The organism is Clavibacter michiganensis, assembly GCF_021216655.1.
Classification (GTDB): domain Bacteria; phylum Actinomycetota; class Actinomycetes; order Actinomycetales; family Microbacteriaceae; genus Clavibacter; species Clavibacter michiganensis.
Window position 1 is genome coordinate 2,933,599 of the sequence record NZ_CP080437.1, and the last position, 26,914, is coordinate 2,960,512.

Consider the following 26,914-nt stretch of genomic DNA (forward strand, 5'->3'; position numbering starts at 1 on the left):
TGGGGACGAATGATTAGCGCAGGGGGTTGCGCCCGATCCTCGGCGGTTGTACATCTCCTCGCCACCTACACTTGACGGGTGGTCGCCTCACGAATCCATCTCGTCCGTCACGGCGAGGTGCACAACCCGCACGGAGTCCTCTACGGACGGATCCCGGGTTACGGCCTCTCCGAGCTCGGCCACCGCATGGCGGACGCCGCGGCGCGCGCGCTCGAGGAGGAGGGTGCTCCGGTCAACCGGGTCATCGCGTCCCCGCTGCAGCGCGCGCAGGAGTCCGCCGCCCCCTGGGCCGAGCGCTTCGCCCTCGAGGTCGCCATCGACGAGCGCGTCATCGAGCCCACCAACCGCTTCGAGGGATCCAAGTTCCCGTCGCCCGCGCGCATCGCGCGCTCGCCGCGCCTCTGGCCGCTGGTCGTCGACCCCGTGAAGCCCAGCTGGGGCGAGTCCTACCGCTCCATCGCCGCGCGCATGGCGGAGGCAGTGAAGGCCGCGTACCGCTCCGTGCCCGACGGCGACGTCGTCATCGTGAGCCACCAGCTGCCCATATGGATGGTGCACCTCTCCCTCGCGGGCGAGCGCCTCTTCCACGACCCGCGCCAGCGCCGCTGCGCCCTGTCGAGCATCACCACGGTCGAGCGCGTCGGCGACCGCTTCGTCGAGACGGGCTACATCGACGCGGCCGCGGGGCTCGCCGCGGACGCCGTCGACCAGGGGGCGGTCTGATGCCCGGCGTCAGCCGTCGCAGCATCCTGGCCGCCGCCGCATCGTCCTTGCTGGCCGCGGTCGCCCTCTCGGGCTGCACCGAGGATCCGCTGGCCGCCGAGTTCAAGGCCGGCGACAACAAGCGCTACATCGCCGGCGACGGCACCTTCACGGAGATCCCGCTCGCCGAGCGCGCGGCCCCCGTCGACTTCTCCGGCACGCTGTCGGACGGCACGGAGATCAGCTCCGCCGACTACCGCGGATCCGTCACGGTCCTCAACTTCTGGTACGCCGAGTGCCCGCCCTGCCGCCTCGAGGCGAAGGACCTGCAGGCCGCGAGCGAGGAGCACGCGGCGGACGGCGTGAGGTTCCTCGGCGTCAACACCCGCGACCAGCGCCCGAACGTCGACTCCTTCGACAAGACGTACGGCATCACCTACCCGTCCGTCCTCGACGTCGAGGACACCTCCATGCAGCTCGCGTTCGCCGGCACCATCGCGCCGAACGCCGTGCCCGCCACCATCGTCCTCGACCGCCAGGGCCGCGTGGCGTCCCGCGTGCTCGGGCAGATCGACCCCGGCGTGCTCCGCACGCTGGTGAAGGACACCGTCGCCGAGGCGGCGGGGTAGGTGGACCAGATCCAGGGGGTCCTCTCCGGCCAGCTCCTCGTCGCGGTGCCGCTCGCGCTCCTCGCGGGCCTGGTCTCGTTCGCGTCGCCGTGCGTGCTGCCGCTCGTGCCCGGCTACCTCGGGTACATCGGCGGCATGGCGGAGGCGAAGGGCGGATCCGCGACGCGTCGGCGGCTGCTCCTCGGCACGGCCCTGTTCGTGCTCGGCTTCTCGGCGGTCTTCATCGTCACGACTCTCGTCTCGGCCACGGCCGGCTTCTGGCTCATGCGCTGGCAGGACGTCATCACGCGGATCCTCGGGGTCGTCCTCATCGTGATGGGCCTCGTGTTCACCGGCCGGCTCGGGTTCCTGCAGCGGCAGGTGAAGAGCTCGTGGCGCCCCGCGACCGGGCTCGCGGGCGCTCCGCTGCTCGGGATCGTCTTCGGCATCGGCTGGGCGCCCTGCATCGGCCCGACGCTCGCGGTCGTCATCTCCATGAGCCTCACGTCGGCCGACGCGGGCCGCGGCGTGCTGCTCGGCGTCGCCTATTGCATCGGGCTCGGCGTGCCGTTCCTCCTCGTGGCCCTCGGCCTCGGGTGGATGACGCGCACCGTCGGGTTCCTCCGCCGCCACATCCGCACCGTCAACCTCGTCGGGGGAGCCCTGCTGGTCATCACCGGCGTGCTCATGGTCTCCGGGCTCTGGTCGGCGTGGATGCTCCAGCTCCAGGGGGTGATCGCCTCGTATGTCCCGGCCATCTGACCACGTCGACTCCCCACGGCAGGCGCCGCGCGAGGGGGCGCCCATCGCGCAGCCGAAGCTCGGCTTCCTGGGCACGCTGCGCTGGTTCTGGCGGCAGCTCACGAGCATGCGCACGGCGCTGTTCCTGCTGCTCCTGCTCGCGTTCGCGGCGATCCCCGGATCCCTCGTGCCGCAGCGCAGCTCCGACCCGAACGGCGTCACGCAGTTCCGCGCCGACAACCCGGACCTCTACCCGGTGCTCGACAAGCTCCAGGTGTTCGACACCTACAGCTCGGTGTGGTTCTCCTCCATCTACCTGCTGCTGTTCATCAGCCTCATCGGCTGCGTCGTGCCGCGCGCCAAGCACCACTTCGACGCGCTGCGCCAGGCACCGCCCAAGACGCCGGCCCGGCTCTCCCGCCTCGCCGGGTACACGACGCGGACCACCACCGCTGATCCGGTCGACGCGATCCGCCAGGCTCGGGCGCTGCTCAAGCGCCAGCGCTACCGGACGGTCCTCGTCGACGACGCGTCGGCCGAGGGCGGCGTGCTCTCGGTCTCGGCCGAGCGCGGCTACCTGCGCGAGACCGGCAACCTCGTCTTCCACTCCGCGCTCGTCGGGATCCTCATCACGGTCGGCATCGGCGGCGGCTTCGGCTACTCCGGGCAGAAGGTGCTCGTGGAGGGCCAGTCGTTCGTCAACACGCTCTCCACCTTCGACTCGTTCAACCCGGGCCGGTTCTTCGACGACTCGTCGCTCACCCCCTACCGGGTGAAGCTCAACGCGCTGCACGTGCAGTACGAGCAGCAGAACCCGAACGCCATCGGCCAGCCGCTCGACTTCACGGCCGACGTGACGGCCGACGTGCCGGGCGGCCAGCCGCAGGAGCGCGAGGTCAAGGTCAACGACCCGCTCGCCATCGGCGGCACCGACATGTACCTGCTCGGCAACGGCTACGCGCCGCACGTGACGGTGCGGGATCCCGCGGGCACGGTCGTCTACAGCGCCGACGTGCCGTTCCTCCCGCAGGACGCGAAGCTCACCTCGCTCGGCGTCGTCAAGGTGCCGGACGGCCTGCGCGAGCAGGTCGGCATGCTCGGCTTCTTCTACCCGACGCAGGGCGCGGAGAAGGCGCCGTTCTTCTCCTCCTACCCGGACCTCGACAACCCGCTGCTGACGCTCAACGTCTACACGGGCGACCTCGGGATCGACGGCGGCGTGCCCACCTCGGTGTACACGCTCGACACGGGGGACCTCACGCAGCTCACCGGCGGCAAGACGGGCGTCCAGTCCATCGAGCTCGCCCCCGGCCAGACGATGGACCTGCCCGACGGCCTCGGCAGCGTGAGCCTCGACTCCGTGCCGCGCTTCGTCTCGTTCGACGTGCACCACGACCCGACGCAGCGCTGGGTGCTGCTGTTCGCGATCCTCGTGCTCGGCGGCCTGCTCACGTCCCTCTTCGTGCCGCGCCGGCGCGTGTGGGTCAAGGCCGTGCCGCAGGCCGACGGATCCACGACCCTCGAGTACGCGGGCCTCGCCCGCGGCGAGGACCCCACGCTGGAGGCCGCGGTCGCGGCCCTGGCGGACAAGCACGTGGCCGGCCTCGCGCCGGGCGCGGTGTCAGATGCAGAAGTTAGGCTCCACTCGTGAACACGGCCATGCTCGACGACGTCTCCCTCATCGCGCTCCTCGTCGCGATGGGGCTCTACGCGGCCGCGTTCATCGCGTTCGCCCTCGACCTCGCGCGGCGGTCCGCGCTCGTGGCGGACGCGGCCACCGCCGCGGCACGCCAGCCCTCCGCCGTCGGCGCCACCGCCGCCCGCCGCGGCGGCACCGCCACCATCGAGCGCGAGCCCGCGTCGTCTGGTCGCGACGGCGTCGTCTCCGGTCCGGACGCTCCCGTCGCCGCCGGCCGCTCGATCAGCCTCAACGTCGCCATGGTGCTGCTCGGCATCGGGTTCGTCGCGCACGCGGTCGCCACGGTGCTCAGGGGCCTCGCCGCCTCGCGTGTGCCGTGGGCCAACATGTACGAGTTCGCGATGACGGGCACGCTGCTCATCCTCAGCGTCTACCTCATCGTGCTCACGCGCCGCGACCTGCGCTTCCTCGGCACCTTCGTCACCGGCCTCATCCTCATCCTGCTCGGCATCGCCGTGGTGCAGTACCGCGTCGAGGTGGCGCCGCTGCCGCCGTCGCTGCAGTCGTACTGGCTCGTGATCCACGTCTTCGTCGCGGCGCTCGGCACGGGATTCTTCGCCCTGGCCTTCGCGCTGTCCGGCGTGCAGCTCCTGCAGTTCCGGCGGGAGTCGCTGGCCGCCGACGCGCGGGCCGCGAAGATGCGCTTCCTCGCCACGCTGCCCGACTCCGTCACGCTCGAGTCGATGGCCTACCGCCTCAACATCGTGGGCTTCATCTTCTGGACCTTCACGCTCATGGCCGGCGCCATCTGGGCCGAGCGCGCGTGGGGCCGCTACTGGGGGTGGGACACCAAGGAGGTCTGGACCTTCATCATCTGGGTGCTCTACGCCGGGTACATCCACGCGCGGGCCACGCGCGGCTGGCGCGGGTCGCGGTCGGCGTGGCTCGCCATCATCGGGTTCTCGGCCGTCATGTTCAACTTCGGCGTCGTGAACGTGTTCTTCAAGGGCCTGCACACCTACAGCGGCCTGTAGTCCGCTCCGGCCGGCTGACGTCCACCGCGTCAGGCGCCGGCGAGCACGGCGTGCGTGCGGCGGATCCGGTCGAGCCACCACTCGCGGCGGTCCGCGTCGACAGCGTGGGCGTCCAGGAGGCGCGCGTCGGGCGAGACGCGGCGCACGGCGATCTTGCCGTCTACGGGCACGAGCGGCTCGGCCACGACGTCCTCGACGAAGAGCGAGACCGTGCCGAGGCCGCAGTCGTGCGGCAGCTCGGGGATCGCCGCCGCGAGGTGCGCGGCCATGGAGATGCCCACGCTCGTGTCGAGCGCGCTCGAGACGACGACGGGCAGGCCCGCCTCCCGCGTGATGCGCAGCGCGCGGTGGATCCCGCCGAGCGGCTGCGCCTTGATCACGAGCAGGTCGGCGGCTCCGGCGCGAGCGACCCGCAGCGGGTCCTCGGCCTTGCGCACGCTCTCGTCGGCGGCGAGCGGCACGCCCAGGTGGCGGATCCGCCCGCGCAGCTCGGCGAGCTCCTCCACCGACGCGCATGGCTGCTCCACGTACTCGAGGTCGTGCGCGGCGAGGGCGTGGATCGCGTGCTCGGCCTCGTCCACGTTCCAGGCCGCGTTCGCGTCGATCCGCACCCGGCCCTCGGGCCCGAGGAGGCGGCGGACCTCGGCGACGCGGGCCACGTCGTCCACGAGCGTCGTGCCGCGCTCGGCGACCTTGACCTTCGCGGTGCGGCAGCCGGGGAACCGGGCCAGCACCTCGGCGACGCGAGCGGCCTCGACGGCCGGGATCGTCGCGTTCACGAGCACGTGGTCGCGCAAGGGCGCGGGCGGCTCCGTCCAGCCGAAGTCGATGGCGGCGGCGAGCCAGGCCGCGGACTCCGCGTCGTCGTACTCGACGAACGGCGAGAACTCCGTCCAGCCGAGCGGGCCCTCGATGAGCACGGCCTCGCGCACGTCGAGGCCGCGGAAGCGCGTGCGGAGCGGGAGGGCGACGACGCGGGCGGTGGCGAGCAGGTCGTCCAGGGCGGGGAGCATGGATCCAGCCTCGCACCCGCGGGCACCCGCCGGGGCGCCTGACGCTAGCGTCGGGCGTGCTGGATAGCATGATCACATGCTCGAACCTCGAAATGTCACGCCGATCGCGTCCGCCCGGCCGAAGGTCATGGAGTTCTTCGCTGGCGTCGGCCTCGCTCGCATGGGACTGGAGAGCGCAGGGTTCCAGGTGACGTGGGCGAACGACTATGAGCCTGACAAGCATGCCCTCTACGAGCGCAATTTTCGTGATCGGGAAGCAGGGCGCGACCACATCTACCGCGTGGGTGACGTTTTCGGGCTTGACCACGACGAGCTACCGCGCGACGCCGCGCTCGCGTGGGGCTCGTCTCCTTGTACTGATCTGTCGCTCGCGGGCACGCGAGGTGGCTTGCGATCCGGTGAGTCAAATGCATTCTGGGGTTTCGTCGACGCGCTTGCGGCTCTCGGTGAGGAGCGACCGCCGGTCGTTGTCTTGGAGAACGTCGTCGGACTCGCCACGAGCCATGGAGGCGATGACTTGACCGCCGCCATCAGGGCTTTCAATGATCTTGGATACTCGATCGACGTCCTGTCGATCGACGCGCGTCGATTCTTGCCGCAGTCGAGACCCAGGATGTTTCTCGTCGGTGCCCTAGTACCCCCAGCGGATGCAGGCGAACAGGTGTCCGCGCTTCGGCCGGCGCAGTTCTCGTGGGTATTCAATGATCCGACGCTTCGAACTCACAGGGCCGCACTCCCGGATCCACCGGCACCGAGAACGTCGGGCCTAGAAAGCATTATGGAGAAAATGAGCGGCAATGATTCGCGCTGGTGGGAGGCGGAGCGTACCGAATCATTTATGGCGTCCCTCTCTTCTGTCCAACGAGATCGCGTGGCGCTGCTTCGCAAGTCATCTCATGTCTCGTATCGGACGGCATACCGAAGGACTCGAAACGGTGTGGCGACTTGGGAAGTGCGCCCCGATGAGATTGCTGGATGCCTTCGCACTGCGCGCGGAGGCTCATCTAAGCAGGCCGTTGTAAAGATCGAGAAAGGGGTTGTCAGTGTCCGCTGGATGACGCCGTTGGAATACGCGCGCCTCATGGGTGCTGAGGATTACAACATTCAGGGTACGCCCGCAAGTAAGGTGCTCTTCGCCTTTGGGGATGCTGTCGCCGTTCCGGCGGTGGAATGGCTCGGTAGCAACTACCTGATGCCCCTGCTCAAGGGGCACTTGGCTGAGCTCGAGAGCGCGGCGTCCATTGCGCGATGAAACTGCGGCTTCCGCACCCTCGGCTAAGCCCATAAAGAAATCATTGCCAGCTCACGATGTCCGCGACTTTCGCGAATCACTTGAGCGGTTCATCAGTGCGCGAGATTACCACGGGCGACGGTGGCTCGATGCGCGTTGGGGGGTCTACGCTTTCTACGATTACGATGGCGAGCCGATCTATGTCGGTCAGACCAACGAACGCCTGCGGACTCGCATCCGGCGGCACCTGACGAATCAGCGGACCGATGCCGTGGCCATGCGAATACTCGATGTGTTTGAAGTCGCTGCGGTGGAGGTGTGGCCGATCTGGGATCTCGAGACCATTCCCGGCAGCAATTCAGAGGCAAAGGTTCGATTGAACTCCTACGAGTACTCGGCGTACCTCAGCGCCATCGAGAAGTCCAGATTCAACGCGATTCTTAATGAGAAAATACCACCGGTATCCCCACGAGTGGACATGCCCGAGTCTCTCCGGTGGGAACTTATCGACGCACGGACGCGAGCCGAGCGGGGGCACCCAGACATTCGACTTGCGCGTCGGGCTGAGACTATCTCGCGCCTTGCAGCCGTCGCGCGCGAGCGAGGGGAGGTCACCGAAGGCCTGCGCCGTGTCATCGTCGTCCAGGCGGTCCGGCTCGCTTACATCGCGGCGACGAGGCTCGCCGAAGCCGAAGGGAGAGTCGCTCCTCGCGCCGATGCCATCGACATCGCCGCCCTCGTCGGAAATGTGCTGTTCGAGTCGAGTAGTCAAGCGGCTGGCGATGCGAGCGAAGAAGAAGCCGATTGACCGACGCTTAGACAGGTCGACGGCTTTGGTTTGTTAGTCGCACCCGCGGGCACCCGCCGGAGCGCCGCCTAGGCTGGACGCATGGTGAAGCAGGTCTCCGACATCCACGATCCCACCCGCTGGCGCGACGTCCCCCTCGCGGAGGGCTTCACCGACATCACGTACCACCACGACCTCACGGGCCGCATCGCGCGCATCGCGTTCGACCGGCCGGAGGTGCGCAACGCCTTCCGCCCGCGCACGGTCGACGAGCTGTACCAGGCGCTCGACGACGCCCGGCAGGATCCGCGCATCGGCGTCGTGCTCCTCACCGGCAACGGCCCGAGCCCGAAGGACGGCGGCTGGGCGTTCTGCAGCGGCGGCGACCAGCGGATCCGCGGGCGAGACGGCTACAAGTACGCCGAGGGCGAGACGGCCGAGGGCGTCGACCCGGCGCGTGCCGGCCGTCTCCACATCCTCGAGGTGCAGCGCCTCATCCGCTTCATGCCCAAGGTCGTCATCGCGGTCGTCCCCGGTTGGGCGGCCGGCGGCGGGCACTCGCTGCACGTCGTGTGCGACCTCACGATCGCGTCGGCCGAGCACGGGCGCTTCAAGCAGACCGACGCGGACGTCGGCTCGTTCGACGGCGGGTACGGATCCGCGTACTTCGCCCGCCAGGTCGGCCAGAAGGCCGCGCGCGAGGTGTTCTTCCTCGCCGAGGAGCACAGCGCCCAGCGCATGTACGAGATGGGCGCCGTGAACCGCGTCGTGCCGCACGCCGAGCTCGAGGCGACGGCGCTCGGATGGGCCGAGACGATCCTCGGGAAGTCGCCCACCGCGATCCGCATGCTCAAGTTCGCCTTCAACGCGGTGGACGACGGCATGGTCGGCCAGCAGGTGTTCGCGGGCGAGGCCACGCGCCTCGCCTACGGGACCGACGAGGCCGTCGAGGGCCGCGACTCCTTCCTCGAGAAGCGGGCGCCCGACTGGTCGCCGTTCCCGTGGCAGTTCTGATCCGCGCGATCCCGCTCCCGCTCCCGTGAGGCGCCTCGAACGGCTGACCGCGTCCGGCGCCGACGTGGTGCCGCTCCTCCGCGCGGCGCTCGCGGGCGACGGCCCGGCCCTCCTCGCGCGGCCGGTGGACGCTCCCGTCGCCGCCGGGGATCCGCCGCCGCCCGCCGAGGTCGAGCGCCGCGTGGCGCTCGTGGTCGAGACGAGCGGCACCACCTCCCGGCCCAAGCGCGTCGCGCTGTCGTCGGACGCGCTGCTGGCGAGCGCCGCCGCGTCGCAGGCGGCGCTCGGGGCGCCCGGGCAGTGGATCCTGGCGCTCCCCACCCACTACATCGCCGGACTCCAGGTGCTCGTGCGCTCGATCGCCGCGGGCACGACGCCCGCGGTCCTCGCGCCCGGGAGCTTCGACCCGCGCGCGTTCGCGGAGCTGGCCGCGTCGATGGACGCGCGCGTCGCCCGCTACACCTCGCTCGTGCCGACGCAGCTGCACCGGCTCGTGGAGGCGGCGGAGGACGTCGCAACGGGGGATGACGCCCGCCGCATCCGCGACGCGGTCCGACGCGTCGAGGCGATCCTCGTCGGCGGCCAGGCGACGCCCCCGCACCTGGTCGACCGCGCGGCCGCGCTGGGGTGGCGCGTCGTGCGCACCTACGGATCCAGCGAGACCGCGGGCGGCTGCGTCTACGACGGCGTGCCGGTCGCGACGGCCGAGGTCGCCGTCGTCGACGGCCAGGTGGAGCTCGCCGGCCCGATGCTCGCGGAGGGCTACCTGGGCGACCCGAGAGCGACGGACGCGGCGTTCGGCGAGCACGACGGCCGGCGCTGGTACCGCACGGGCGACGGCGGCGAGCTGGTCGACGGCGTGCTGCGCATCACCGGGCGGCTCGACGACGTCGTGATCTCCGGCGGCGAGAAGCTGCGGCTGGCCGCGGTCGAGGAGGCGGTGCGGTCGCTCGGGGCATGGGAGGCGCGCCTCGCCGAGGCCGTCGCGGTGCCCGGCGAGCACGCGGGCTGGGGGCAGCGGCCGGTCGTCTTCGTGCCGGGACCCGTCGATCCGGAGCTCGCCGAGCGCGTGCGCCGCGAGCTGGCCGCGCGCCTCGGCCGCGTCGCGGGATCCGCCGTCGTCCGCGGCATCGACGCCATGCCGACGCTTCCGTCAGGCAAGCCCGACCGCCGGGCGCTGAAGGCGCTGGCCGACGCGGATCCGCGCGGCTGACGCCGGGACCCGCGCCGTCGCCCGCGCGCCACGGCACCGCCCGGATCAGCGGGTGACGACGACGAGCTTCCCGACGCGCGCGCCGTCCTCCATGTCCTGGTGGGCCTGCACGATCTCGTCGAGGGCGTACGTCCGGGCGAGGGGCACGGTCGCGGTGCCGGCCGCGACGGCGTCGAGGAACCCCTGCAGCACGGACGCCGGCAGGTCGCTCGCCTCCCCGGAGTAGGCGGTGAGGCGCACGCCGTTGGGGATCACGTCCATCGGGTAGAAGTCCGGGATGGTCCACACGTCGGCGAGCATCCCGCTGAAGCAGACGGTGCCGTGCACGGCGGTGGCGCGGAGGGTGTCGGGCAGCGTGTCCGTGCCGATCAGCTCGATGGCACCGGAGACTCCGCCGGGGACAATCGCGCGCACCTGCTCGGCGATGCGGCCGGTGTCGACGACCACGTGGTCGGCGCCGGTGACCCGCAGCAGGTCGGCTCGGTCGGGGTTGCGGGTGGTGGCGATGACGGTGGCGCCGTGCATCTTGGCGAGGACGATGCTCGCGAGCCCCACGGACGAGGTGCCGCCGCGGATCAGCAGCGTGTCGCCGGGCCGGACGCCGACCCCCGTGGTGAGGGAGCCGTGCGCGGTCTGCAGCATCTCCGGGACGGCTCCGAGCACGGCCCAGTCGAGGGCGCTGGTGAACGGCACGACGCTCGTGGCCGGCACGAGCGCGTGCTCGGCGTAGCCGCCGTCGAAGGTGCGGCCCATCCCGCCCATGAGCGCGGCGACCTGGGTCCCGGGCTCGTGCTCGCCGCCGGGTGCGGACTCGACGGTGCCGACGGCCTCGATGCCGGGCACGCGCGGGAAGCTCCCGAAGTCGCCGACGCCCCGTCGGAAGTGCAGCTCCGACCGGTTCAGCCCGAACGCCTCCACGCGGATGAGGACCTCGCCGGCCCGGGGGACGGGCACCGGGATCTCGCGGAGCCGCAGGACCTCGGGGTCGCCGGGGGCGTCGATCACGACCGCGCGCATCGTGCGGCTCATCGGCCCGCCTCCAGCGCCCGCTGCATGCGCTCGAGCGCGGCGATGCCCGCGGAGATCGCTGCGGCGTCGGCGTGGCCCAGGACGGTGTCCAGCGCCTCGACGAAGCGTCCGTCCGACGTGGCGAGCGCGGCCTCGCCGGCGGGGGAGAGGCGGCTGCGGACGCTCCGCCGGTCCGTGGGATGGGGTGCGCGGAGGAGGAGGCCGTCGGCGTCGAGGCGGTCCAGCAGCCTGCTGGCCGCGGCGATGGAGCCGCCGACGCCGGTCGCGACGTCCTGCACGCGGGCGCCGTCGGGCACGGCCGCGACGACCCGCAGCACCTCGAGGCGCGCGAGGCTCACGGCGCCGTCGCTGCGCATCCGCCTCTCCACGGCGTTCCAGAGGTCGGTCTCGTGCCGCACCAGCGCGGCGAAGTACTCCTGGGCGCTCATCCGCGCACCTCCCTCGACGCCGGCAGCGGGCGCCGGCACCGTCAGGCTAGCGCTGATGCTTGCTATGTAAAGTATCTGCCGCGGGTGCCGACCTGGCGCCCCGACGAGATCGGAGTGACATGACCCACGACCTGCGCGCCACGATGCAGCGGTTCCTCGAGTTCATCAACAGCGGCGACGAGGCGATCGGCCGCGAGGTGATCCACCCGGATGCGGCGTTCATGACGCCGTTCTCGCCCGAGCCCCTGGTCGGGCTCGACGGGTACCTCCAGATCCTCGCGATCATGCGCGGAGCAATCTCGGATGTCCGGTGGACCGTCCAGCAGCTCGTCGTCGAGGGCGATCAGGTGGCTGCTCGCTTCGAGCTCCGTGGCACGCACGACGGCGAGTTCTTGGGCGTCCCGGCGACGGGGAGGCCGATCGCCGTCGGCGCGAGCGCCTTCTACCGCTTCGCGGACGGCAGGATCATCGACGAGGTCGGGCAGCCCGACCTCCTCGCGCTGCTCGGTCAGATCGGCGCGCTCCCGCCCGCCCTCCGATGAGGACGGCCAGGGATCCGGCGGCGGAGGCGGCGCGGGCATGACGAAGGGCCGGATGCTCGGCACCCGGCCCCTCGCCTCTCAGGAGGGACGTCCCTCCGGAAGTCCTACTTCCTGAAGACGTCCTTCACGTTCTCGCCGGCCTGCTTGGCGCTTGCCCCGGCCTGCTTCGCTTCGCCCTCGGCGACCTTGCTGTCGTCGCCGGTCAGCTTCCCGAAGGCCTCCTCGGCCTTCCCCGCGAGCTTCTCGCCGGTGTTCTGGGCCTTGTCATCCGCACTCATATGCGCTCCTTCGTTCGGTGGATGGGACGCCTTCGACGCTACGCCCGCCGGCCTCGGCCGTCACCCCCTCCCACCGGACGCACGGGTCGGCGCCGCCGGGGGATCCCCCGCCGCCCATGGGAGGATGGGCGCATGGCCACCCGCACGCCCGACGCCCGCGCCAAGGGCCTGCTCTCCTGGCTGATCCTCGCCGTCGGGCTCGTCATCGCCGCGTTCACCGTCGCGATCCTCGTGACCGCCGTGCAGGTCGACGGCGTCGGCGAGGTGACCGGCACGCTCGTCGCGGGCGGCATCGCGACCCTGGTGGCCGCCGTCGCGTTCGTCGACCAGCGCCGCAAGGTCCGCGGGACCCGAGCGGTCGAGCTGGCCGCCGGATCCCGCGCGCCCGGCGACGACGCCGTGGCCCCGGCCGACGCCGCGACCCCCGGGGACGACGCCGTCAGTCGATGAGCCGAAGCGCCACGAGGCGCTCCAGCGCGGCCTGCCCGGCGGGCGGGCAGCGGTCCGCGTCCGCGGATCCGACGAGCTCCACCTCCGCCACCTCGCCGGACGGCACCGGCTCCTGCCGCGTGCCCTCGCGCGGTTCCGCGCGATAGACGGTCATGCTCACGAGGCGTCCCGCGTGCACGCCGTGCGCGTCGGCCAGGACGGTGAAGAGGTCCTCGATCGTGGCGGGGTCGATGTCGAGCCCCACCTCCTCGGCGGCCTCGCGCACGAGCGCCTGCCGCGCGCCCTCGCCGGGCTCGATCTTGCCGCCGGGCAGGTAGAGCACGTCGTGCCCCTGGACGCGCACCATCAGCACTCGGCGGTCGCGGATGAGGGCGAGCGCGGCCACCCGGAGCGGCCGGTCGTCGGGATCGCGCCGTCGGGCGGCGTCCCCGGGCCCGTCGAAGTCGAGCTCGTCCAGCTCGTCGAGGTCGTCGTCATCGTCGTCGTCGATGACCGGGACGACGGGGCGTCCTGCCGGGTCGGGGGTCGATGTCACGCGGTCCTCCTACAGTCCGTCGAGGCTCGTGCGAGCCGCCCACTCCACGTCGAGCAGGGCGACGACAACGGTATCGGCCCACGCTCCGCCGACCCACCGGTCGTGCACCAGGAGCCCCTCGCGCCGCATGCCGAGGCGCCCGGCCAGCCCGAGCGCGGTCGCGTCCGCCGCGTCGACCCGGCAGGCGACGCGGTGCACGCCCACCTCGGCGAAGGCGAGCTCGAGGATCCGGTCCGCCGCCTCCACCGCGACGCCAGCGCCCCGCACGTCCTCGTGCAGGACCACGCCGAGCTCCGCCTGCCGTGCCCCGGGATCGCGCAGCAGCAGGTGCACCTCGCCGACCACGCGCGACCACCGCTGGCCCTGGGCGGGCAGCTCGATCGCGAGGGCGAGCCGGTCGCCCACCTCCGCCAGCCGGGTCCAGCCGAGGCGGTCGGCGAGCATACGCGCGGGGTCGGCCGCGGATCCGGCGAGGTGCGGCCGCGCGCCGGGGGACTCCGCGTACGCCTCGATCGCGACCACGTCGTCCGGCGTGAACGGCCGCAGCACGAGCCGATCAGTGCGGACGGGACCGCGCACCTCGACCGGGTCGAGCGCGGGCAGGTCGCCGTCCACGGGGATCCGCCGGTCAGGTGGCGGCGGGCGTCGTCGTCGCCCACTCGTCGGCCAGCACGGCGTAGTAGAGGCTGTCGACCCACTCGCCCTTCACGAGGTGCTCCTCGCGGAAGTGCCCCTCCCGGCGCATGCCGAGGCGCTCGGCCATGCGGGCGGACGAGGTGTTGCGGGCGTCGAGCTGCGCGAGGACGCGGTGGGCGCCCGCGCGCTGGAAGGCGATGTCGAGCATGGCGCGGCTGGCCTCGGTGGCGTAGCCGCGGCCGGCGAAGTCCGGGTTCATGACCCAGCCGATCTCGAGCTGGCGCGAGGCCGCGTTGCGGAGGAGGAGGGACACGTCGCCGACGACGCGGCCGGATCCCGCGCGCGGGTTGAGGCTCGGCTCGTCTGGCAGCTCGACGGCGAGCCCGAGGAAGTCGTTCGACTGCTCGAGCCGGGTCTTCCGGCGGCGGGCGGCCAGGTGGCGCTTGGACGCCTCGCGGTCGCGGAGCGGCCAGAACATGTACTCGACCACGTCGGGTCGGCGCTGGATGTCGGCGTAGTCGTCGAGGTCGTCGGCCGTGTAGGGCCGGATCACCAGGCGCTCGGTGCGCACGGGCTCCGTCATCCTGAGCGGCGCGTCGAGGCGCGGGCCGCGGAGGATGCGGGGCCTCACGACGCCTGGCCCGCCTCGGCCGTGCGCGAGAGCGCGACGGCGACGGGGGAGGACACCGCGGCGGGCATCTCCACGTCGAGGCCGAAGAGCGCCTGGACGGCGTCCACCACGCGCGCGCCCTCGCCCTGGCGCGCGAGCTCGCGGGCGCGCACGGAGGGCTGGTGGACGAGGACGCTCACCAGGTGGCGGAGCGCCTTCTCGGTGGCGTGGGAGGAGTCGCCGCGCTTGCGCACGCGCTCCAGCTCGCCCTCGAGGACGTCGAAGATGTGCGTGCGGAGCGCCACCACGGCGGGGGCCACCTCGTCCTCGGCGCTCGCCGCGCGGAACTCGGCCGCGGCGGTGCTGACGATCTCGCGCGCGTCGTCCGTGGCGGTGAGGTCGCGCAGCGGCGCGTGCAGGCTGATGGTCTCGAGGTCGAGCAGCTCGACGCCATCGACCGTGACGACGTCGGGATCCACGTTGCGGGGGAGGCCGAGGTCGATGACGAGGCGGCGGCGCCCGTCGCCCGACACCGCTGCCGCGCCCTGCATGTGGTGCGCGGCGAGCACGGCGGTGGGCGCGGTGCTGCAGGTGACGACCATGTCGGAGGCCGCGAGCGCCCGGAGGAGGTCACGGCCCTCGACGGCGGGGATGCCGTGCGGGCCCGCGAACTTCTGCGCGCGGCCCGAGGGGGAGTAGACGTGCACGTCGACGACGCCGCGGTCGCGGAGCGCGGCGAGGCTCGCGCCCGCGTAGGCGCCCGTGCCGACGAGGAGGACGCGGGTGGCCGACCAGTCGGCGATGCGGCTCTCGGCGAGGTCCAGCGCGAGCCGGACCATGGACCGTCCGGCGCTCTGCAGGCCCGTGCGGGTCTTGACGCCGCGCGACGTGTTGGACGCGGTCTGGAAGAGGCGCTCGAGGCCGGTGCTCGTGGTGCCGCCGGTGCGGGCGCCCTCGAGCGCCCGGCGGACCTGGCCCGCGATCTCGCCCTCGCCGACGACGACGGACTCGAGGCCGGAGGAGACGGCGAAGAGGTGCTCGGCGACCGCGTCGCCGCACTTCACGTCGACGCTGCCGCGGACGTCGTCGCGGGCGATGCCGCTGGCGCCGCTGACCACGTCGACCGTGGCCTCGACGGCCAGCGCGCGGGCCGCTGTGAGGGGCTCCTCCACGTCGAGGTAGGCCTCGAACCGGTTGCAGGTGGCGAGGACGACGGCCCCCGCGATGAAGTCGTTCTGCTCCATGAGCGCGCCGGCGACGGAGGGTGCGGCCACGGACAGCTTCTCGAGGACCTCGAAGCTGGCGTTGTGATGACTCGCCGTCAGACATATGAGCACGCTCCATGGTAAACCTCCCCGCCGTGTGCTCCGGGTCGGTGAGGGCACCCTGACTACGTGCGGCCAGCCTCCCCAGCCGAGCGGGCGCGCAGGCGGGGGATGCGATGATCTCCTCCGTGATCACGCCCAGCTCCTCCGCCGCCTCAGCGCCCTCGTCCGCCGTCGTCCCGCTCCCTGCGGAGCATCCGCTCAACACGCGCACCGCGTCGTCGCTCCTCGTCGAGGCGTACCGCGGTCGTCGCGGCGAGCGCGCCCCCGTGTGGTTCATGCGCCAGGCCGGCCGGTCTCTGCCCGAGTACCGCGAGCTGCGCGTGGGCACGCGCATGCTCGACGCGTGCCTCGACCCGGAGATGGCCAGCGAGATCACGCTGCAGCCGGTGCGCCGCCACCACGTGGACGCGGGCATCTTCTTCAGCGACATCGTCATCCCGCTGAAGCTCGCGGGCGTGGGGGTCGACATCGTCGCGGGCCGCGGCCCGGTGCTGGAGAAGCCCGTGCGCACCGCGGCCGACGTCGCCGCGCTGCCGTCGCTGGACCCGGCCGCCCTCGAACCCATCCGCCAGGCGGTCGCGCGCACGGTCGCCGAGCTGGGCGACACCCCGCTAATCGGCTTCGCGGGCGCCCCGTTCACGCTCGCCGCGTACCTCGTGGAGGGCGGACCGAGCAAGGACCACATCGCGGCGCGCGGCCTCATGCACGCGGATCCCGACGCCTGGGACGCCCTCATGCGCTGGTGCGCCGAGATCACGGGCCTCTTCCTGCACGCGCAGGTCATGGCCGGCGCCAGCGCCGCGCAGCTCTTCGACTCGTGGGCCGGCGGCCTCTCGCTCGCCGACTACACGCAGCGCGTCGCCCCGGCGTCCGCCCTCGCGCTCGACCACGTCCGCACCATCACGGCCGCGGACGGCCGCACGGTGCCGCTCGTCCACTTCGGCGTCGGCACGGGGGAGCTGCTCGGCGCGATGCACGACGTGGGCGTCGACGCGGTGGGCGTCGACTGGCGCATCCCGCTCGACGAGGCGTCGCGGCGGCTCGGCGGATCCGTGCCCGTCCAGGGCAACGTCGACCCGGCGCTCCTCGCCGCCCCGTGGCCGATCCTCGAGGCGCACGTCCGCGACGTGCTCGAGCGCGGGAAGGCGGCGCCTGCGCACATCCTGAACCTCGGCCACGGCGTCCCGCCCGAGACCGACCCGACCGTGCTCACCCGCATCGTGGACCTCGTCCGTGAGTAGCGACCCGCGGCAGGCAGCCGGCGAGGTCGACCCGACCGACGTCGTCGTGATCGGCGGCGGCGTGGGCGGCCTCATCGCCGCGCGCGCCTGCGCCCTCGCCGGGAAGCGCGTGATCCTCGTGGAGGCGTCGCCCTCGCTCGGCGGCACCGTCGGATCCCACGTGGTGGACGGCCTCCGCCTCGACAGCGGCGCCGAGAGCTTCGCCACCCGCCGCGGCACCGTCGCCACGTTCCTGGGGGAGCTGGGCCTCGCGGACCTGATCGTGCAGCCGAACCCGGACGGGGCGTGGGTGCAGCTCGCCGAACGCGCCATCCAGCTGCCGCGCACGGGCCTGCTCGGGATCCCCGCGCACCCGTTCGACGCCACCATCGCGACCGCGATCGGCCGGGCCGGCGTCGCCCGCGCCAAGGCCGACCTCCTCCTCCCCGCCGCCGTCGGCGCGAAGGAGCGCACGCTCGGCGGCCTCGTCCGCGCCCGCATGGGCGACCGCGTGGTCGACCGGCTGGTCGCCCCCATCGTCTCCGGCGTGCACAGCGCCCACCCCGACGAGGTCGACGCCGACGCGGTCGCGCCCGGCCTCCGCGCCGGGCTCGCCGAGCAGGGGTCGCTGGGGCGCGCGGTCGCGTCGATGCGCGCCGCTTCTCCCGCGGGATCCGCCGTCAGCGGCATCGTCGGCGGCGTGCACCTGCTGGTGGACGCGCTGGTCGCCGACCTCGCGCGCCTCGGCGTCGACGTCCGCACGTCGCTCGCGGTCGAGGCCGTGCACCGGCACCGCTCCCACGAGGGCGCCGCCGCGTACGACGACTGGCACGTCGAGCTCGCCGACGGCCGGGGCGTCGACGCGGCGGGCGTCATCCTCGCCATCCCCGCGGCGGGCCTCATCCACCTCTTCCAGGGACTCGCGCCGCGCGCGGTCACGGAGGGCTGGCCCGCGCCGTCCTCCGTCGAGCTGGTCACGCTCGTCGTGCGCGCGCCCGAGCTCGACGCCGCTCCGCGCGGCACCGGCGTGCTGGTCGCGGCCGACGCCCCGGGGATCCGCGCCAAGGCCCTCACGCACGCCACCGCCAAGTGGCCGTGGCTGAAGGAGCAGGCGGGCGACCGCCACGTGCTCCGCCTCTCCTACGGGCGCGCGGGCGGTGACGACGACACCGCGGGCGTCCCCGACGACGAGCTCACCGCGATCGCCGTCCACGACGCGTCGGCGCTGCTCGGCGTCGACCTCGCCGGCCGCGTCACCGGATCCGCCCGCGTGCGCTGGACCAACGCCCTCCCGTTCGCCGCGTCCGGCCACCGCGAGCGCGTGCAGGCCGTGCGCGACGAGGCGGCCGAGCATCCGGGGCTCGAGATCACCGGGTCCGCCGTCGCGGGCACCGGGCTCGCCTCCGTGGTGGCGGACGCGCAGGCCGCCGCGGCGCGCCTCCTGGCGCGCTGATGGGCGATCGCGGCCCCGGCTGGCCGGCCGCCGACCGCCCCGTCGCCCCCGACCACGCGGCGGCGGCGGAGGGATACGCTGGACCGACGTGTGCTGCACGTGCCCCCTCAACGATCGGAGATCTCCCATGAAAGGCAAGCTTCTCTTCGTCGCCGGAGCCGGTGTCGGCTACGTCCTCGGCGCCCGCGCCGGTCGCAAGCGCTACGAGCAGATCCGCACGAACGCCAAGAAGGTCTGGGACGACCCGAAGGTCCAGCGCCAGGTCGACAACGCGGCCGGCTTCGTGAAGGACCACACCCCCGACGTCGCGCACGCGGTCGTCGGCGGCGCCAAGAAGGTCGTCGGCACCGTCACCGGCGGCAAGAAGGACACCGCGAGCGGCTCCACCCCCTCGAGCGCCTCGGGCACGCACTACCCGACCATGGACCCCGCCTCGCCCGAGCCGAACGGCTCCGGCACCTCCCGCTGACCCGCCCGCCCATCCCCAGGAGGGAACCCCGCATGACGGATCAGGATCTCAATCCGAAGAGCAAGCGCTCGCTCGTCCGGCTCGTCGCCGACCTGCCGACGCTCATCGTCCAGCTGATCAAGGACGAGATCGAGTCGTTCAAGAACGAGCTCGTCAGCAAGCTCAAGCACGCGGGGATCGGTGCCGGCTTCCTCGTCGTGGCGCTGTTCTTCGCGTTCATCGCGTTCCTGGTGCTCGTCGCCGCCGCGATCCTCGGCCTGTCCGAGGCGTTCTCGCCGTGGCTCTCCGCGCTCATCGTCGCGGGCGTCTTCCTCCTCATCACGGTGGTGCTGGCGCTGCTCGGCATCCGGTGGATCAAGAAGGGCGTCCCGCCGACGCCCGAGGAGACGGTGGACAGCCTCAAGGAGGACGTCGACGCGGTGAAGGGGACCGGCAAGTATGACCACTGACCGCCCCCGCCCCACGGGACCCCGGTCCCGCACCGAGCTGAAGCTCGACATCCAGCACACGCGCGAGGAGATCTCCGCGACGCTCGACGCGCTCGAGGCCAAGCTGAACGTCCGCCGCCGGGCGGAGGACGGCATCGCCGACCTGCGCCGGCGCATCCGCCGCACGGCCGACGAGGACCCGCTGCTCCTCGTGGCCGTCGGGGTGGGCGCGGTCGTCGTGGTCGGCGGCGTGGTCTGGGCCATGGCCCGCGCCGCGCGCCGCTGACCCGACGGTCGAGCGTCCGTCATGGCCGAGGGGGATCCCGTGCGTCCGCGCCGCCGCGAGGCGCGTGATCCGGGATCCCTGGGGGCGCATCCGCTGCTGCTGCCGGGGATCGTCGGGTTGGTCGGCTCGCTGCTCCTCCTCGCGGCGTCCTTCGTCGTCGGCCACGCGCCTGCCGAGTCGGAGCTGTCCCGCACCCCGGTGATCGGCGCGCTCCGCGTCTCGCCCCTCGGGACGAGCGTCGGGTCCGTCGCTGTCGTGGTGGGCGGGCTCATGCTCACGTCCGCGTGGCTCCTCCTCGGCGCGCTGCTCCCGCGGCTCGGGCCGGCGGGCCTGCGCGCCACGCTGCGGCTCGCGGTCATCTGGACCGTCCCGCTCCTGTTCAGCGCGCCGCTGTTCAGCCGCGACATCTACTCGTACATCGCCCAGGGCCGCGTGCTCGGCGCCGGCCTCTCGCCCTACGAGCACGGGCCCGCCGTGCTGCCCGACTGGCGGAGCACGGGCGTCGATCCGCTCTGGGCGCACACCCCCGCGCCCTACGGCCCGCTGTTCCTCGCCATCGAGCGCGTCATCGGCGGGATCGACGACGCCCTCGGCGTCGAGGTCGCGGTCCTCGCGGCGCGCGGCGTCGCGGTGGTCGGCGTCGTCCTGATGGTCGCGTGCGGCCTCCGCATCGCCCGCCGGCGCCGGATCGACCCCGTGCGCACCGCGTGGTTCCTCGCCGCCAGCCCGCTCGTCAGCTTCAACTTCGTGGTGGCCGCGCACAACGACGCGCTGATGATGGGCCTGCTGGTCGCCGGCCTCCTCGCCGCCATCGACTCGAGGCCCGTGCTCGGCGTCCTGCTCGTGACGGGCGCGGTGGCGGTCAAGCCCATCGCGCTCCTCGCCCTGCCCATCGTCGCGATCGTGCACGCGGAGATGCGCGCCCGTCGCGTGGACGACCGTGCGCCGGAGGGCGTGGCGGTCGACGGGTCGGCCGGCGGGGTCGTCGGCCTCCGCCCGCCCACGCGCGACCCGCGGGTCTGGGCGGCGTGGACCGCGTCCGGCCTCGCCGCCATGGGCCTCCTCGCGCTCGGCGGCCAGCTGCTCGGCGTCGGCCTCGGCTGGATCTCCGCGCTGTCGAGCCCCGTCTCCGTCGTCTCGTGGTTCATGCCGTTCGGCGTGGCGGCGGGCGCGTTCGGCCCGCTGGTCGATGCGCTCGGCGGGCCGGGGGACGCGGTCGAGGGCGGCATCAAGACCGCGGGCATCCTGCTCGGCTTCGCGGGCGCCGCCTGGTGCATCCTCACGACCCGCACGCTCTCCGGCGAGGCCCGCCTCGCGCTGGCGTTCGCGTGCATCGTCGCGATGTCGCCCGTCGTCTACCCCTGGTACGGCCTGTGGGTGCTGGTGATCCTCGCCGTCGTCGGCATCGCGGACGGCGCGGCCATGGCGCTCGCGGTCTCGGCGACCGTGTTCCTCGTCGGCGTCAACCTGCTGGAGCCCATGGCCGTCGTGCACTCCGTCGCGTCCGGCTGGCCGCGCCTGCTGGTCGTCGTCGTGGCGGTCGTGGGGGTCCTCGGGATCCTCGCGTCGGGGCTGCAGGGGCTCGCGGGCACGGATCCGTTCCGGGCGCTCCGCGCGCCCCGCCACCAGTTCTCGGCCGCCCGGCAGCCCCCGGTCTGACCCTCGCGCCCGCGTCGCCGAGGCACGCGGGAATGCGCGCGACCGCCGCCGACGTTCCCCGAGCACACCACCGACGGGAGCTCGACCATGGACACCGACCTCGACTGGCACGACCTGATCCGCCGGGCCCACGGCGGCTTCGCCGACCGCCTCGCCGCCGTCACCGACTGGACGGCGCCCACGCCCGACGTCGAGTGGGACGTCCGCGAGCTCGTGGCGCACGTCATCGAGGAGCAGCAGTGGGTGCCGCTCCTCCTCGCCGGCCACACCGTCGAGACCGGCCAGCCGCTCATCCGCGACCTCGACGACGACCTCGTGGCCGAGTGGGGCCGCTACTCCCGCGAGGCGCTCGCGGCGTGGGAGGGCGTCGACCCGGAGCGTCCCGTCCTGCTGTCGAGCGACCGCGTGCCCGCCCGGGAGTACCTGCGCGAGCAGCTGTCCGACGTCGTGATCCACGGCTGGGACCTCGCGCGCGCGGTCGGCGCCGACGAGCGCATCGACGACGAGCTCGTGCGCGCCACGTGGACGGTGTTCGCCCCGCAGAAGGACACGCTCGAGGCCAGCGGGCTGTTCGCGTCGCCCGTGCCGGTCGCCGAGGACGCGCCGCTGCAGGTGCGGCTGCTCGCGCTCACGGGCCGCGACGCCCGGTAGCCCGCGAATGATCTGACGGCCGCCCGTCCGATGCAGGGGCGGGGTCCCCGCGAGACGTACCATGGAGATCATGAGCATCCCGGCTGCCGAGTCGGCGGCATCTCAGGTCCCCCCGATCGAGTCCCCCGGAGAGGCCCGTCCTGACGACGGGCCCGCCCCCGAGGCATCCCCCAGCGGCTACGCCCTCTGGGCCGTCCTCCGCCGCGATCCCGCCCGCCCCGACGACCTCGACGGTCGCGAGGTCCCCGGGGCCGTCGACGAGCTCGACGGCATCGTCCACATCGTGGAGGCGGAGGGCGTCGCCGTCCGCGGCTTCTACGACGTCTCGGGCATGCGCGCCGACGCCGACCTCATGGTCTGGATCCACGGCCCCCAGATGGAGACCCTCCAGTGGGCCTTCCGCGAGATCCGCCGCGCGCGCCTCATCCGCGCGCTCATCCCGTCGTGGAGCGCCGCGGGCGTCCACCGCGACGCCGAGTTCAACCGCAGCCACGTGCCCGGCTTCCTCCGGGGCGAGGAGCCGCGCGACTGGCTCTGCGTCTACCCCTTCGTCCGCTCCTACGAGTGGTACCTGCTGCCGCCCGAGGAGCGCGGGCGCATGCTCGCCCAGCACGGCCGCCAGGGCGCGGCCTTCCGCAGCGTCGTCGCCAACACGGTCTCGTCGTTCGGCCTCGGCGACTACGAGTGGATCCTGCCGCTCGAGTCGAACGAGCTCGTCGACCTGGTCGACATGATGCGCGACCTGCGCAACACCGACGCGCGCCGTCATGTGCGCGAGGAGGTCCCGTTCTACACGGGCCGCCGCATCACCACCGCCGAGCTCGTGGAGGTCCTCCAGTAATGGCCGCAGTGAACCTGGGTCGCAAGCCCGCCCCCGCCACCGACGCCCCCCGGGCGCCCGGCGCCCTCGTCTCCGCCGCGAGCGAGGCCGCGAAGATGGGCCCCGCCCACGTGGAGGAGCCCGTCGCGTACGACGCGATCCTGCTCGCGTCCTTCGGCGGCCCCGAGGGCCAGGACGACGTCATCCCGTTCCTCCGCAACGTCACCGCCGGTCGCGGGATCCCCGAGGAGCGCCTCGAGGAGGTCGCCCACCACTACCGCGCGTTCGGCGGCATCAGCCCCATCAACGAGCAGAACCGCGAGCTGAAGGCCGCCCTCGAGGCGCGCCTCGCCGAGCGCGGCATCGACCTGCCCGTGCTGTGGGGCAACCGCAACTGGGGCCCGTACCTCAACGACGCGCTGCGCGAGGCCGAGGAGAAGGGCTACCGCCAGCTCATCGCCGTCGCCACGAGCGCGTACAGCTCGTACTCCTCCTGCCGTCAGTACCGCGAGGACTTCGCGGACGCGCTCGAGGACACGCGGCTGCAGGGCGTCGTGCGCATCGACAAGGTGCGCCAGTTCTTCGACCACCCGGGCTTCGTCACGCCGTTCATCGAGGGCACGCGCGACGGGATCCGTGACGTCGTCGCCCACTTCGAGGCCGAGGGCGCCCCCGTCGACCTGTCGACGGACGTCGAGATCCTCTTCTCCACGCACTCCATCCCGTCGTCGGACGCCTCCAGGTCCGGACCCGCCGAGCGCGGATTCGACGAGGACGGCGCGTACGCCGCGCAGCATCTGGCCGTCGCCGAGGTCGTGATGCACGAGGTCACGAAGGAGCTCGGCATCGACCAGGACGTGCCGTGGCAGCTCGTCTACCAGTCGCGCTCCGGCCCGCCCTCGATGCCGTGGCTCGAGCCCGACGTGAACGACGCCATCGGCGAGCTGCCCGCGCAGGGCCGCCGAGCCGTCGTGATCGTGCCGCTCGGCTTCGTGAGCGACCACATGGAGGTCAAGTGGGACCTCGACAACGAGGCCACCGAGTCCGCCGCCGAGAACGGCCTCTACTCGGTGCGCGTGCCCACGCCGGGCGTGCACGCCGCGTACGTGGACGGCCTCATCGACCTCGTGCTGGAGCGCCGCGACGGCATGAAGGCGGAGGACCGCCCGCACATGACCGACCTCGGACCCTGGTACGACGTGTGCCGGCCCGGCTGCTGCGAGAACGTGCGACTGGGCTTCAAGCCCGCCGTCTCCGGGCTCGCACCGTGACGGACGGTCCCACGACGTCGGCTCCGACGACGACGCTCCGCATCGGGACCCGGGGGAGCGCGCTCGCCCTGGCCCAGACGCGGGCGATCGCCGCGGAGATCACCGGCGCGTCGGGACTCGAGGTCGAGCTCGTGCCCGTGACCACGCACGGCGACACGTCGCGCGAGTCCCTGTCGAGCCTCGGCGGCACGGGCGTGTTCGCCAGCGCGCTCCGCGAGTCGCTGCTCCGCGGCGAGTGCGACCTCGTGGTGCACTCGCTCAAGGACCTCCCGACCGCGCCGTACGCCGGTCTCACCGTGGCGTCCGTGCCGGTGCGCGAGGATCCGCGCGACGTGCTCTGCGCACGCGACGGCCTCACGCTCGCGACCCTGCCGCGCGGCGCCCGCGTCGGCACCGGATCCCCGCGCCGCCGCGCGCAGATCCTCGCCGAGCGCCCGGACCTCGACGTGGTCGACATCCGGGGCAACATCGACACCCGCCTCTCCCGCGTGACCGCGGGCGACCTCGACGCCGTCGTGCTCGCGGCGGCCGGCCTCGAGCGCATCGGCCGCATCGACGCCGCCACCGAGCACCTCGAGCTCGACCGCTGGCCCACCGCGCCCGGCCAGGGCGCGCTGGCCCTCGAGATCCGCACGGAGGACGCCGAGACGCACTCGGTCGTCGGCCGCGCCGTCGAGGCCGTCGACGACCCGTTCACGCACGCCGCCGTCCTCGCGGAGCGCGGCGTGCTCGCCGCCCTCGAGGCCGGCTGCGCCGCGCCCATCGGCGCCTGGGCCACCGTCACGAGCGCCCGCCTCGCCCTCACCGCCGTGGTCTACCGGCCCGACGGCACGCAGCGCATGGCCGCGAGCCACGAGCTCGACACGGCGGGGCTCGACCTCGCGCAGCTGGGCGCATCCGCCTCCGCGCTCTCGGGGCCCGTGTCCCGCGAGCTCCTCGACGCCGGAGCGGCCGATCTCGCGCCGCTGGGAGGGACCCGATGACCTCGACAGACCAGAAGCCCCTGAAGGGCTGGCGCGTCCTCGTGCCCCGCGGCGGACCGTGGGGCGACGGCGTCGCGTACGACCTCCGCGCGCAGGGCGCCACGCCCGTCGTCGCGCCCATGATCAACTTCGCCGCCACGCAGGACGCGCAGGCGCTGGAGTCGGCCCTCGCCGACCTGGCCGCGGGATCCTTCGACTGGCTCACCGTGACGAGCGCCACCACGGTCGACGTGCTCGCATCGCACCGCGCCGTCGTGCCCGAGGGCACGCGCATCGCGGCCGTCGGCGAGACCACGGCCGCCGCGCTCGTCGCCGCGGGCTACACCGTCGACTTCGTGCCCTCCATCGACTCGTCGGCCACCGCGCTCCTGGAGGAGTGGACCGAGATGGCCGCCGGATCCCCGCGCCGCCGGGTGCTCACGCTCCGGTCCGAGATCGCGAAGCCGACGCTCACCGACGGCCTCATCGCGCGCGGGCACGACGTGCGCTCGGTCGTCGCGTACCGCACGGTCGGCGTGCTCGTCAGCGACCGGATCCGCGAGGACGTCTCCTCCGGCCGCGTCCGCGCCATCCTCGTCACCTCGGGCAGCGTCGCGGAGCAGGTGCACGAGCAGCTCGGCGACGTGCCCGACGGCGTGCTCATCGCCTGCATCGGCCCGCGCACCGCGAAGGACGCCCGCCGCTCCGGCGTGCGCGTGGACGTCGTCGCCTCCGAGCGCTCGGCCGCGTCGCTCATCCAGGCCCTGGTCGAGATCGCCCGTCACGAGGAGCCGCGTCCCGACACGGCGGGGCTGACCGGCCTCGCCGACCTCCTCGATCGGAGCACCACCGAATGACCTCCCCCTACTACCGTCCGCGCCGCCTCCGCACGTCCCCGGCGATGCGTCGGCTCACGGCGGAGACGCGCCTGCACGCCGCCGACCTGGTGCTGCCGATGTTCGTGCGCGAGGGCCTCACGGAGGCCTCGCCCATCACCTCCATGCCCGGCGTCTCCCAGCACTCGCTCGACAGCCTGCGCCGCGCGCTCGTCGAGGCGGCCGAGGCGGGGATCGGCGGCGTGATGCTGTTCGGCGTCCCGTCCGTCCGCGACGCCGAGGGCTCCGGCGCGAGCGACCCCGACGGCATCCTCAACGTCGCCACGCGCGTCGCGGTCGAGGAGGTCGGCGACGCGCTCGTCGTCCAGACCGACCTGTGCCTCGACGAGTTCACCGACCACGGCCACTGCGGCGTCGTCGACGCCGATGGCGTGGTCGACAACGACCGCACCCTCGACCGCTACCGCGCCATGGGGCTCGCGCAGGCGGAGGCGGGATCCCACCTGCTCGGCCTCAGCGGCATGATGGACGGCCAGGTCGGCGCCGTGCGCGAGGCCCTCGACGACGCAGGGCACCACGACGTCGCGATCCTCGCCTACGCCGCCAAGTACGCATCCGCGTTCTACGGCCCGTTCCGCGAGGCCGTCGACTCGCAGCTCCAGGGCGACCGCCGCACGTACCAGATGGACAACGGCAACCGCCGCGAGGCCCTCCGCGAGGTGGAGCTCGACATCGAGGAGGGCGCCGACGTCGTCATGGTGAAGCCCGCCATGAGCTACCTCGACATCCTCGCCGACGTCGCCGCGACCAGCAGCGTGCCGGTCTGGGCGTACCAGATCTCCGGCGAGTACGCGATGATCGAGGCCGCCGCGCAGAACGGCTGGATCGACCGCGAGCGCGCCATCGAGGAGAGCGTCCTCGGGATCAAGCGGGCCGGCGCCGACGCGATCCTCACCTACTGGGCCGTCGAGCTCGCCGAGCGCCTCGCCCGGCGCTGAGCCGCCCACCTCCCTCCTCCTCGCCGGACGCGTCCGGCCCACC

At 73.1% G+C, this 26,914-nt stretch carries 31 protein-coding genes; 23 read left to right on the forward strand and 8 right to left on the reverse strand.

The annotated features are described in order from the left end of the window. Positions 1 to 78: 78 nt before the first annotated feature. The 5 genes from K0V08_RS13925 to ccsB are packed head-to-tail and all read left to right on the forward strand — an operon-like array spanning position 79 to position 4,724. Complete coding sequence (locus K0V08_RS13925; RefSeq protein WP_079531531.1) at positions 79 to 723, forward strand: histidine phosphatase family protein; 645 nt, start codon at positions 79 to 81, stop codon at positions 721 to 723. After that, positions 723 to 1,331, forward strand: a complete 609-nt coding sequence (locus K0V08_RS13930; protein ID WP_079531534.1) for a TlpA family protein disulfide reductase — start codon at positions 723 to 725, stop codon at positions 1,329 to 1,331. Before K0V08_RS13925 ends, K0V08_RS13930 begins: the two co-directional genes overlap by 1 nt. After that, entirely contained in the window at positions 1,332 to 2,072 is a 741-nt protein-coding gene (locus K0V08_RS13935) for a cytochrome c biogenesis CcdA family protein (protein WP_079531536.1), read from the forward strand. Beyond that, on the forward strand, positions 2,056 to 3,702 hold the full coding sequence (gene resB / locus K0V08_RS13940) for a cytochrome c biogenesis protein ResB (RefSeq protein WP_079531539.1): 1,647 nt from the start codon (positions 2,056 to 2,058) through the stop codon (positions 3,700 to 3,702). The genes K0V08_RS13935 and resB overlap by 17 nt, the downstream gene beginning before the upstream one ends. Beyond that, on the forward strand, positions 3,699 to 4,724 hold the full coding sequence (gene ccsB, locus K0V08_RS13945) for a c-type cytochrome biogenesis protein CcsB (protein ID WP_079531540.1): 1,026 nt from the start codon (positions 3,699 to 3,701) through the stop codon (positions 4,722 to 4,724). The genes resB and ccsB overlap by 4 nt, the downstream gene beginning before the upstream one ends. Before the next feature lie 29 nt (positions 4,725 to 4,753). Here ccsB and K0V08_RS13950 read toward each other — a convergent pair whose 3' ends face one another. Then, positions 4,754 to 5,737, reverse strand: coding sequence for an o-succinylbenzoate synthase (locus K0V08_RS13950; protein WP_079531542.1), 984 nt, complete (start codon positions 5,735 to 5,737; stop codon positions 4,754 to 4,756). A gap of 76 nt (positions 5,738 to 5,813) precedes the next feature. On the opposite strand from K0V08_RS13950, the gene K0V08_RS13955 reads away from it, so the two are divergent. From K0V08_RS13955 to K0V08_RS13970, 4 genes are all read left to right on the forward strand, one after another. Next, a complete protein-coding gene (locus tag K0V08_RS13955) occupies positions 5,814 to 6,989 on the forward strand; it encodes a DNA cytosine methyltransferase (protein WP_011931794.1) in 1,176 nt (391 codons plus the stop codon). 43 nt (positions 6,990 to 7,032) lie between these two features. Continuing rightward, positions 7,033 to 7,776: a GIY-YIG nuclease family protein gene (locus K0V08_RS13960; RefSeq protein ID WP_079531545.1), complete on the forward strand. Its 744-nt coding sequence runs from the start codon at positions 7,033 to 7,035 to the stop codon at positions 7,774 to 7,776. 81 nt (positions 7,777 to 7,857) lie between these two features. Continuing rightward, entirely contained in the window at positions 7,858 to 8,769 is a 912-nt protein-coding gene (locus K0V08_RS13965; protein ID WP_011931796.1) for a 1,4-dihydroxy-2-naphthoyl-CoA synthase, read from the forward strand. 25 nt (positions 8,770 to 8,794) lie between these two features. Beyond that, positions 8,795 to 9,982: an AMP-binding protein gene (locus tag K0V08_RS13970; protein ID WP_079531549.1), complete on the forward strand. Its 1,188-nt coding sequence runs from the start codon at positions 8,795 to 8,797 to the stop codon at positions 9,980 to 9,982. A 45-nt stretch (positions 9,983 to 10,027) separates the two neighbouring features. Here the strand turns inward: K0V08_RS13970 and K0V08_RS13975 are convergent, their stop codons facing one another. Continuing rightward, complete coding sequence (locus tag K0V08_RS13975; RefSeq protein ID WP_079531552.1) at positions 10,028 to 11,011, reverse strand: zinc-binding alcohol dehydrogenase family protein; 984 nt, start codon at positions 11,009 to 11,011, stop codon at positions 10,028 to 10,030. Next, positions 11,008 to 11,439, reverse strand: coding sequence for a MarR family winged helix-turn-helix transcriptional regulator (locus K0V08_RS13980; protein WP_079531555.1), 432 nt, complete (start codon positions 11,437 to 11,439; stop codon positions 11,008 to 11,010). Before K0V08_RS13980 ends, K0V08_RS13975 begins: the two co-directional genes overlap by 4 nt. A 119-nt stretch (positions 11,440 to 11,558) precedes the next feature. Here K0V08_RS13980 and K0V08_RS13985 point away from each other — a divergent pair, with 119 nt between their 5' ends. Next, positions 11,559 to 11,981 carry an ester cyclase gene (locus K0V08_RS13985; RefSeq protein ID WP_079531557.1) on the forward strand — a complete coding sequence of 141 codons (423 nt, stop codon included), beginning with the start codon at positions 11,559 to 11,561 and terminating at the stop codon, positions 11,979 to 11,981. Between the two features lie 104 nt (positions 11,982 to 12,085). Here K0V08_RS13985 and K0V08_RS13990 read toward each other — a convergent pair whose 3' ends face one another. Then, entirely contained in the window at positions 12,086 to 12,259 is a 174-nt protein-coding gene (locus K0V08_RS13990) for a CsbD family protein (protein WP_011931801.1), read from the reverse strand. Positions 12,260 to 12,391: 132 nt separating this feature from the next. On the opposite strand from K0V08_RS13990, the gene K0V08_RS13995 reads away from it, so the two are divergent. Next, positions 12,392 to 12,709 carry a hypothetical protein gene (locus K0V08_RS13995; protein ID WP_079531560.1) on the forward strand — a complete coding sequence of 106 codons (318 nt, stop codon included), beginning with the start codon at positions 12,392 to 12,394 and terminating at the stop codon, positions 12,707 to 12,709. Here K0V08_RS13995 and K0V08_RS14000 read toward each other — a convergent pair. The 4 genes from K0V08_RS14000 to K0V08_RS14015 are packed head-to-tail and all read right to left on the reverse strand — an operon-like array spanning position 12,699 to position 15,827. Continuing rightward, the gene (locus K0V08_RS14000; RefSeq protein WP_197278534.1) at positions 12,699 to 13,244 is read right to left on the reverse strand and encodes an NUDIX hydrolase; all 546 of its coding nucleotides are present in this window, start codon (positions 13,242 to 13,244) and stop codon (positions 12,699 to 12,701) included. The genes K0V08_RS13995 and K0V08_RS14000 overlap by 11 nt on opposite strands. Before the next feature lie 9 nt (positions 13,245 to 13,253). Next, positions 13,254 to 13,859 (reverse strand): GNAT family N-acetyltransferase, encoded by a 606-nt coding sequence (locus K0V08_RS14005; RefSeq protein WP_079531563.1) that lies wholly within the window; start codon positions 13,857 to 13,859, stop codon positions 13,254 to 13,256. A 13-nt stretch (positions 13,860 to 13,872) separates the two neighbouring features. Next, entirely contained in the window at positions 13,873 to 14,511 is a 639-nt protein-coding gene (locus K0V08_RS14010; RefSeq protein ID WP_227266978.1) for a GNAT family N-acetyltransferase, read from the reverse strand. Next, positions 14,508 to 15,827, reverse strand: a complete 1,320-nt coding sequence (locus tag K0V08_RS14015; RefSeq protein ID WP_079531565.1) for a glutamyl-tRNA reductase — start codon at positions 15,825 to 15,827, stop codon at positions 14,508 to 14,510. The genes K0V08_RS14010 and K0V08_RS14015 overlap by 4 nt, the downstream gene beginning before the upstream one ends. 104 nt (positions 15,828 to 15,931) lie before the next feature. Here K0V08_RS14015 and hemE point away from each other — a divergent pair, with 104 nt between their 5' ends. From hemE to hemB, 12 genes are all read left to right on the forward strand, one after another. Then, positions 15,932 to 17,059: a uroporphyrinogen decarboxylase gene (gene hemE / locus K0V08_RS14020; RefSeq protein ID WP_079531568.1), complete on the forward strand. Its 1,128-nt coding sequence runs from the start codon at positions 15,932 to 15,934 to the stop codon at positions 17,057 to 17,059. Next, on the forward strand, positions 17,052 to 18,491 hold the full coding sequence (gene hemG / locus K0V08_RS14025; RefSeq protein WP_079531570.1) for a protoporphyrinogen oxidase: 1,440 nt from the start codon (positions 17,052 to 17,054) through the stop codon (positions 18,489 to 18,491). The genes hemE and hemG overlap by 8 nt, the downstream gene beginning before the upstream one ends. A gap of 127 nt (positions 18,492 to 18,618) precedes the next feature. Then, positions 18,619 to 18,960, forward strand: a complete 342-nt coding sequence (locus tag K0V08_RS14030) for a hypothetical protein (protein WP_011931809.1) — start codon at positions 18,619 to 18,621, stop codon at positions 18,958 to 18,960. Between the two features lie 32 nt (positions 18,961 to 18,992). Continuing rightward, positions 18,993 to 19,409, forward strand: coding sequence for a phage holin family protein (locus K0V08_RS14035; RefSeq protein WP_011931810.1), 417 nt, complete (start codon positions 18,993 to 18,995; stop codon positions 19,407 to 19,409). Continuing rightward, positions 19,399 to 19,674: a DUF3618 domain-containing protein gene (locus K0V08_RS14040; protein WP_079531572.1), complete on the forward strand. Its 276-nt coding sequence runs from the start codon at positions 19,399 to 19,401 to the stop codon at positions 19,672 to 19,674. Before K0V08_RS14035 ends, K0V08_RS14040 begins: the two co-directional genes overlap by 11 nt. A 39-nt stretch (positions 19,675 to 19,713) precedes the next feature. Beyond that, positions 19,714 to 21,333: a polyprenol phosphomannose-dependent alpha 1,6 mannosyltransferase MptB gene (gene mptB / locus K0V08_RS14045; protein WP_231689085.1), complete on the forward strand. Its 1,620-nt coding sequence runs from the start codon at positions 19,714 to 19,716 to the stop codon at positions 21,331 to 21,333. Between the two features lie 87 nt (positions 21,334 to 21,420). Continuing rightward, positions 21,421 to 21,984: a TIGR03086 family metal-binding protein gene (locus tag K0V08_RS14050; protein ID WP_079531578.1), complete on the forward strand. Its 564-nt coding sequence runs from the start codon at positions 21,421 to 21,423 to the stop codon at positions 21,982 to 21,984. 70 nt (positions 21,985 to 22,054) lie between these two features. After that, positions 22,055 to 22,825: a hydrogen peroxide-dependent heme synthase gene (gene hemQ, locus K0V08_RS14055; RefSeq protein WP_079533650.1), complete on the forward strand. Its 771-nt coding sequence runs from the start codon at positions 22,055 to 22,057 to the stop codon at positions 22,823 to 22,825. Continuing rightward, positions 22,825 to 24,075, forward strand: coding sequence for a ferrochelatase (locus tag K0V08_RS14060; protein ID WP_079531580.1), 1,251 nt, complete (start codon positions 22,825 to 22,827; stop codon positions 24,073 to 24,075). The genes hemQ and K0V08_RS14060 overlap by 1 nt, the downstream gene beginning before the upstream one ends. After that, a complete protein-coding gene (hemC, locus tag K0V08_RS14065; protein WP_011931816.1) occupies positions 24,072 to 25,058 on the forward strand; it encodes a hydroxymethylbilane synthase in 987 nt (328 codons plus the stop codon). Before K0V08_RS14060 ends, hemC begins: the two co-directional genes overlap by 4 nt. Next, entirely contained in the window at positions 25,055 to 25,894 is an 840-nt protein-coding gene (locus K0V08_RS14070; protein ID WP_079531583.1) for a uroporphyrinogen-III synthase, read from the forward strand. The genes hemC and K0V08_RS14070 overlap by 4 nt, the downstream gene beginning before the upstream one ends. Continuing rightward, complete coding sequence (gene hemB / locus K0V08_RS14075) at positions 25,891 to 26,871, forward strand: porphobilinogen synthase (RefSeq protein WP_079531585.1); 981 nt, start codon at positions 25,891 to 25,893, stop codon at positions 26,869 to 26,871. The genes K0V08_RS14070 and hemB overlap by 4 nt, the downstream gene beginning before the upstream one ends. Positions 26,872 to 26,914 lie beyond the last annotated feature (43 nt).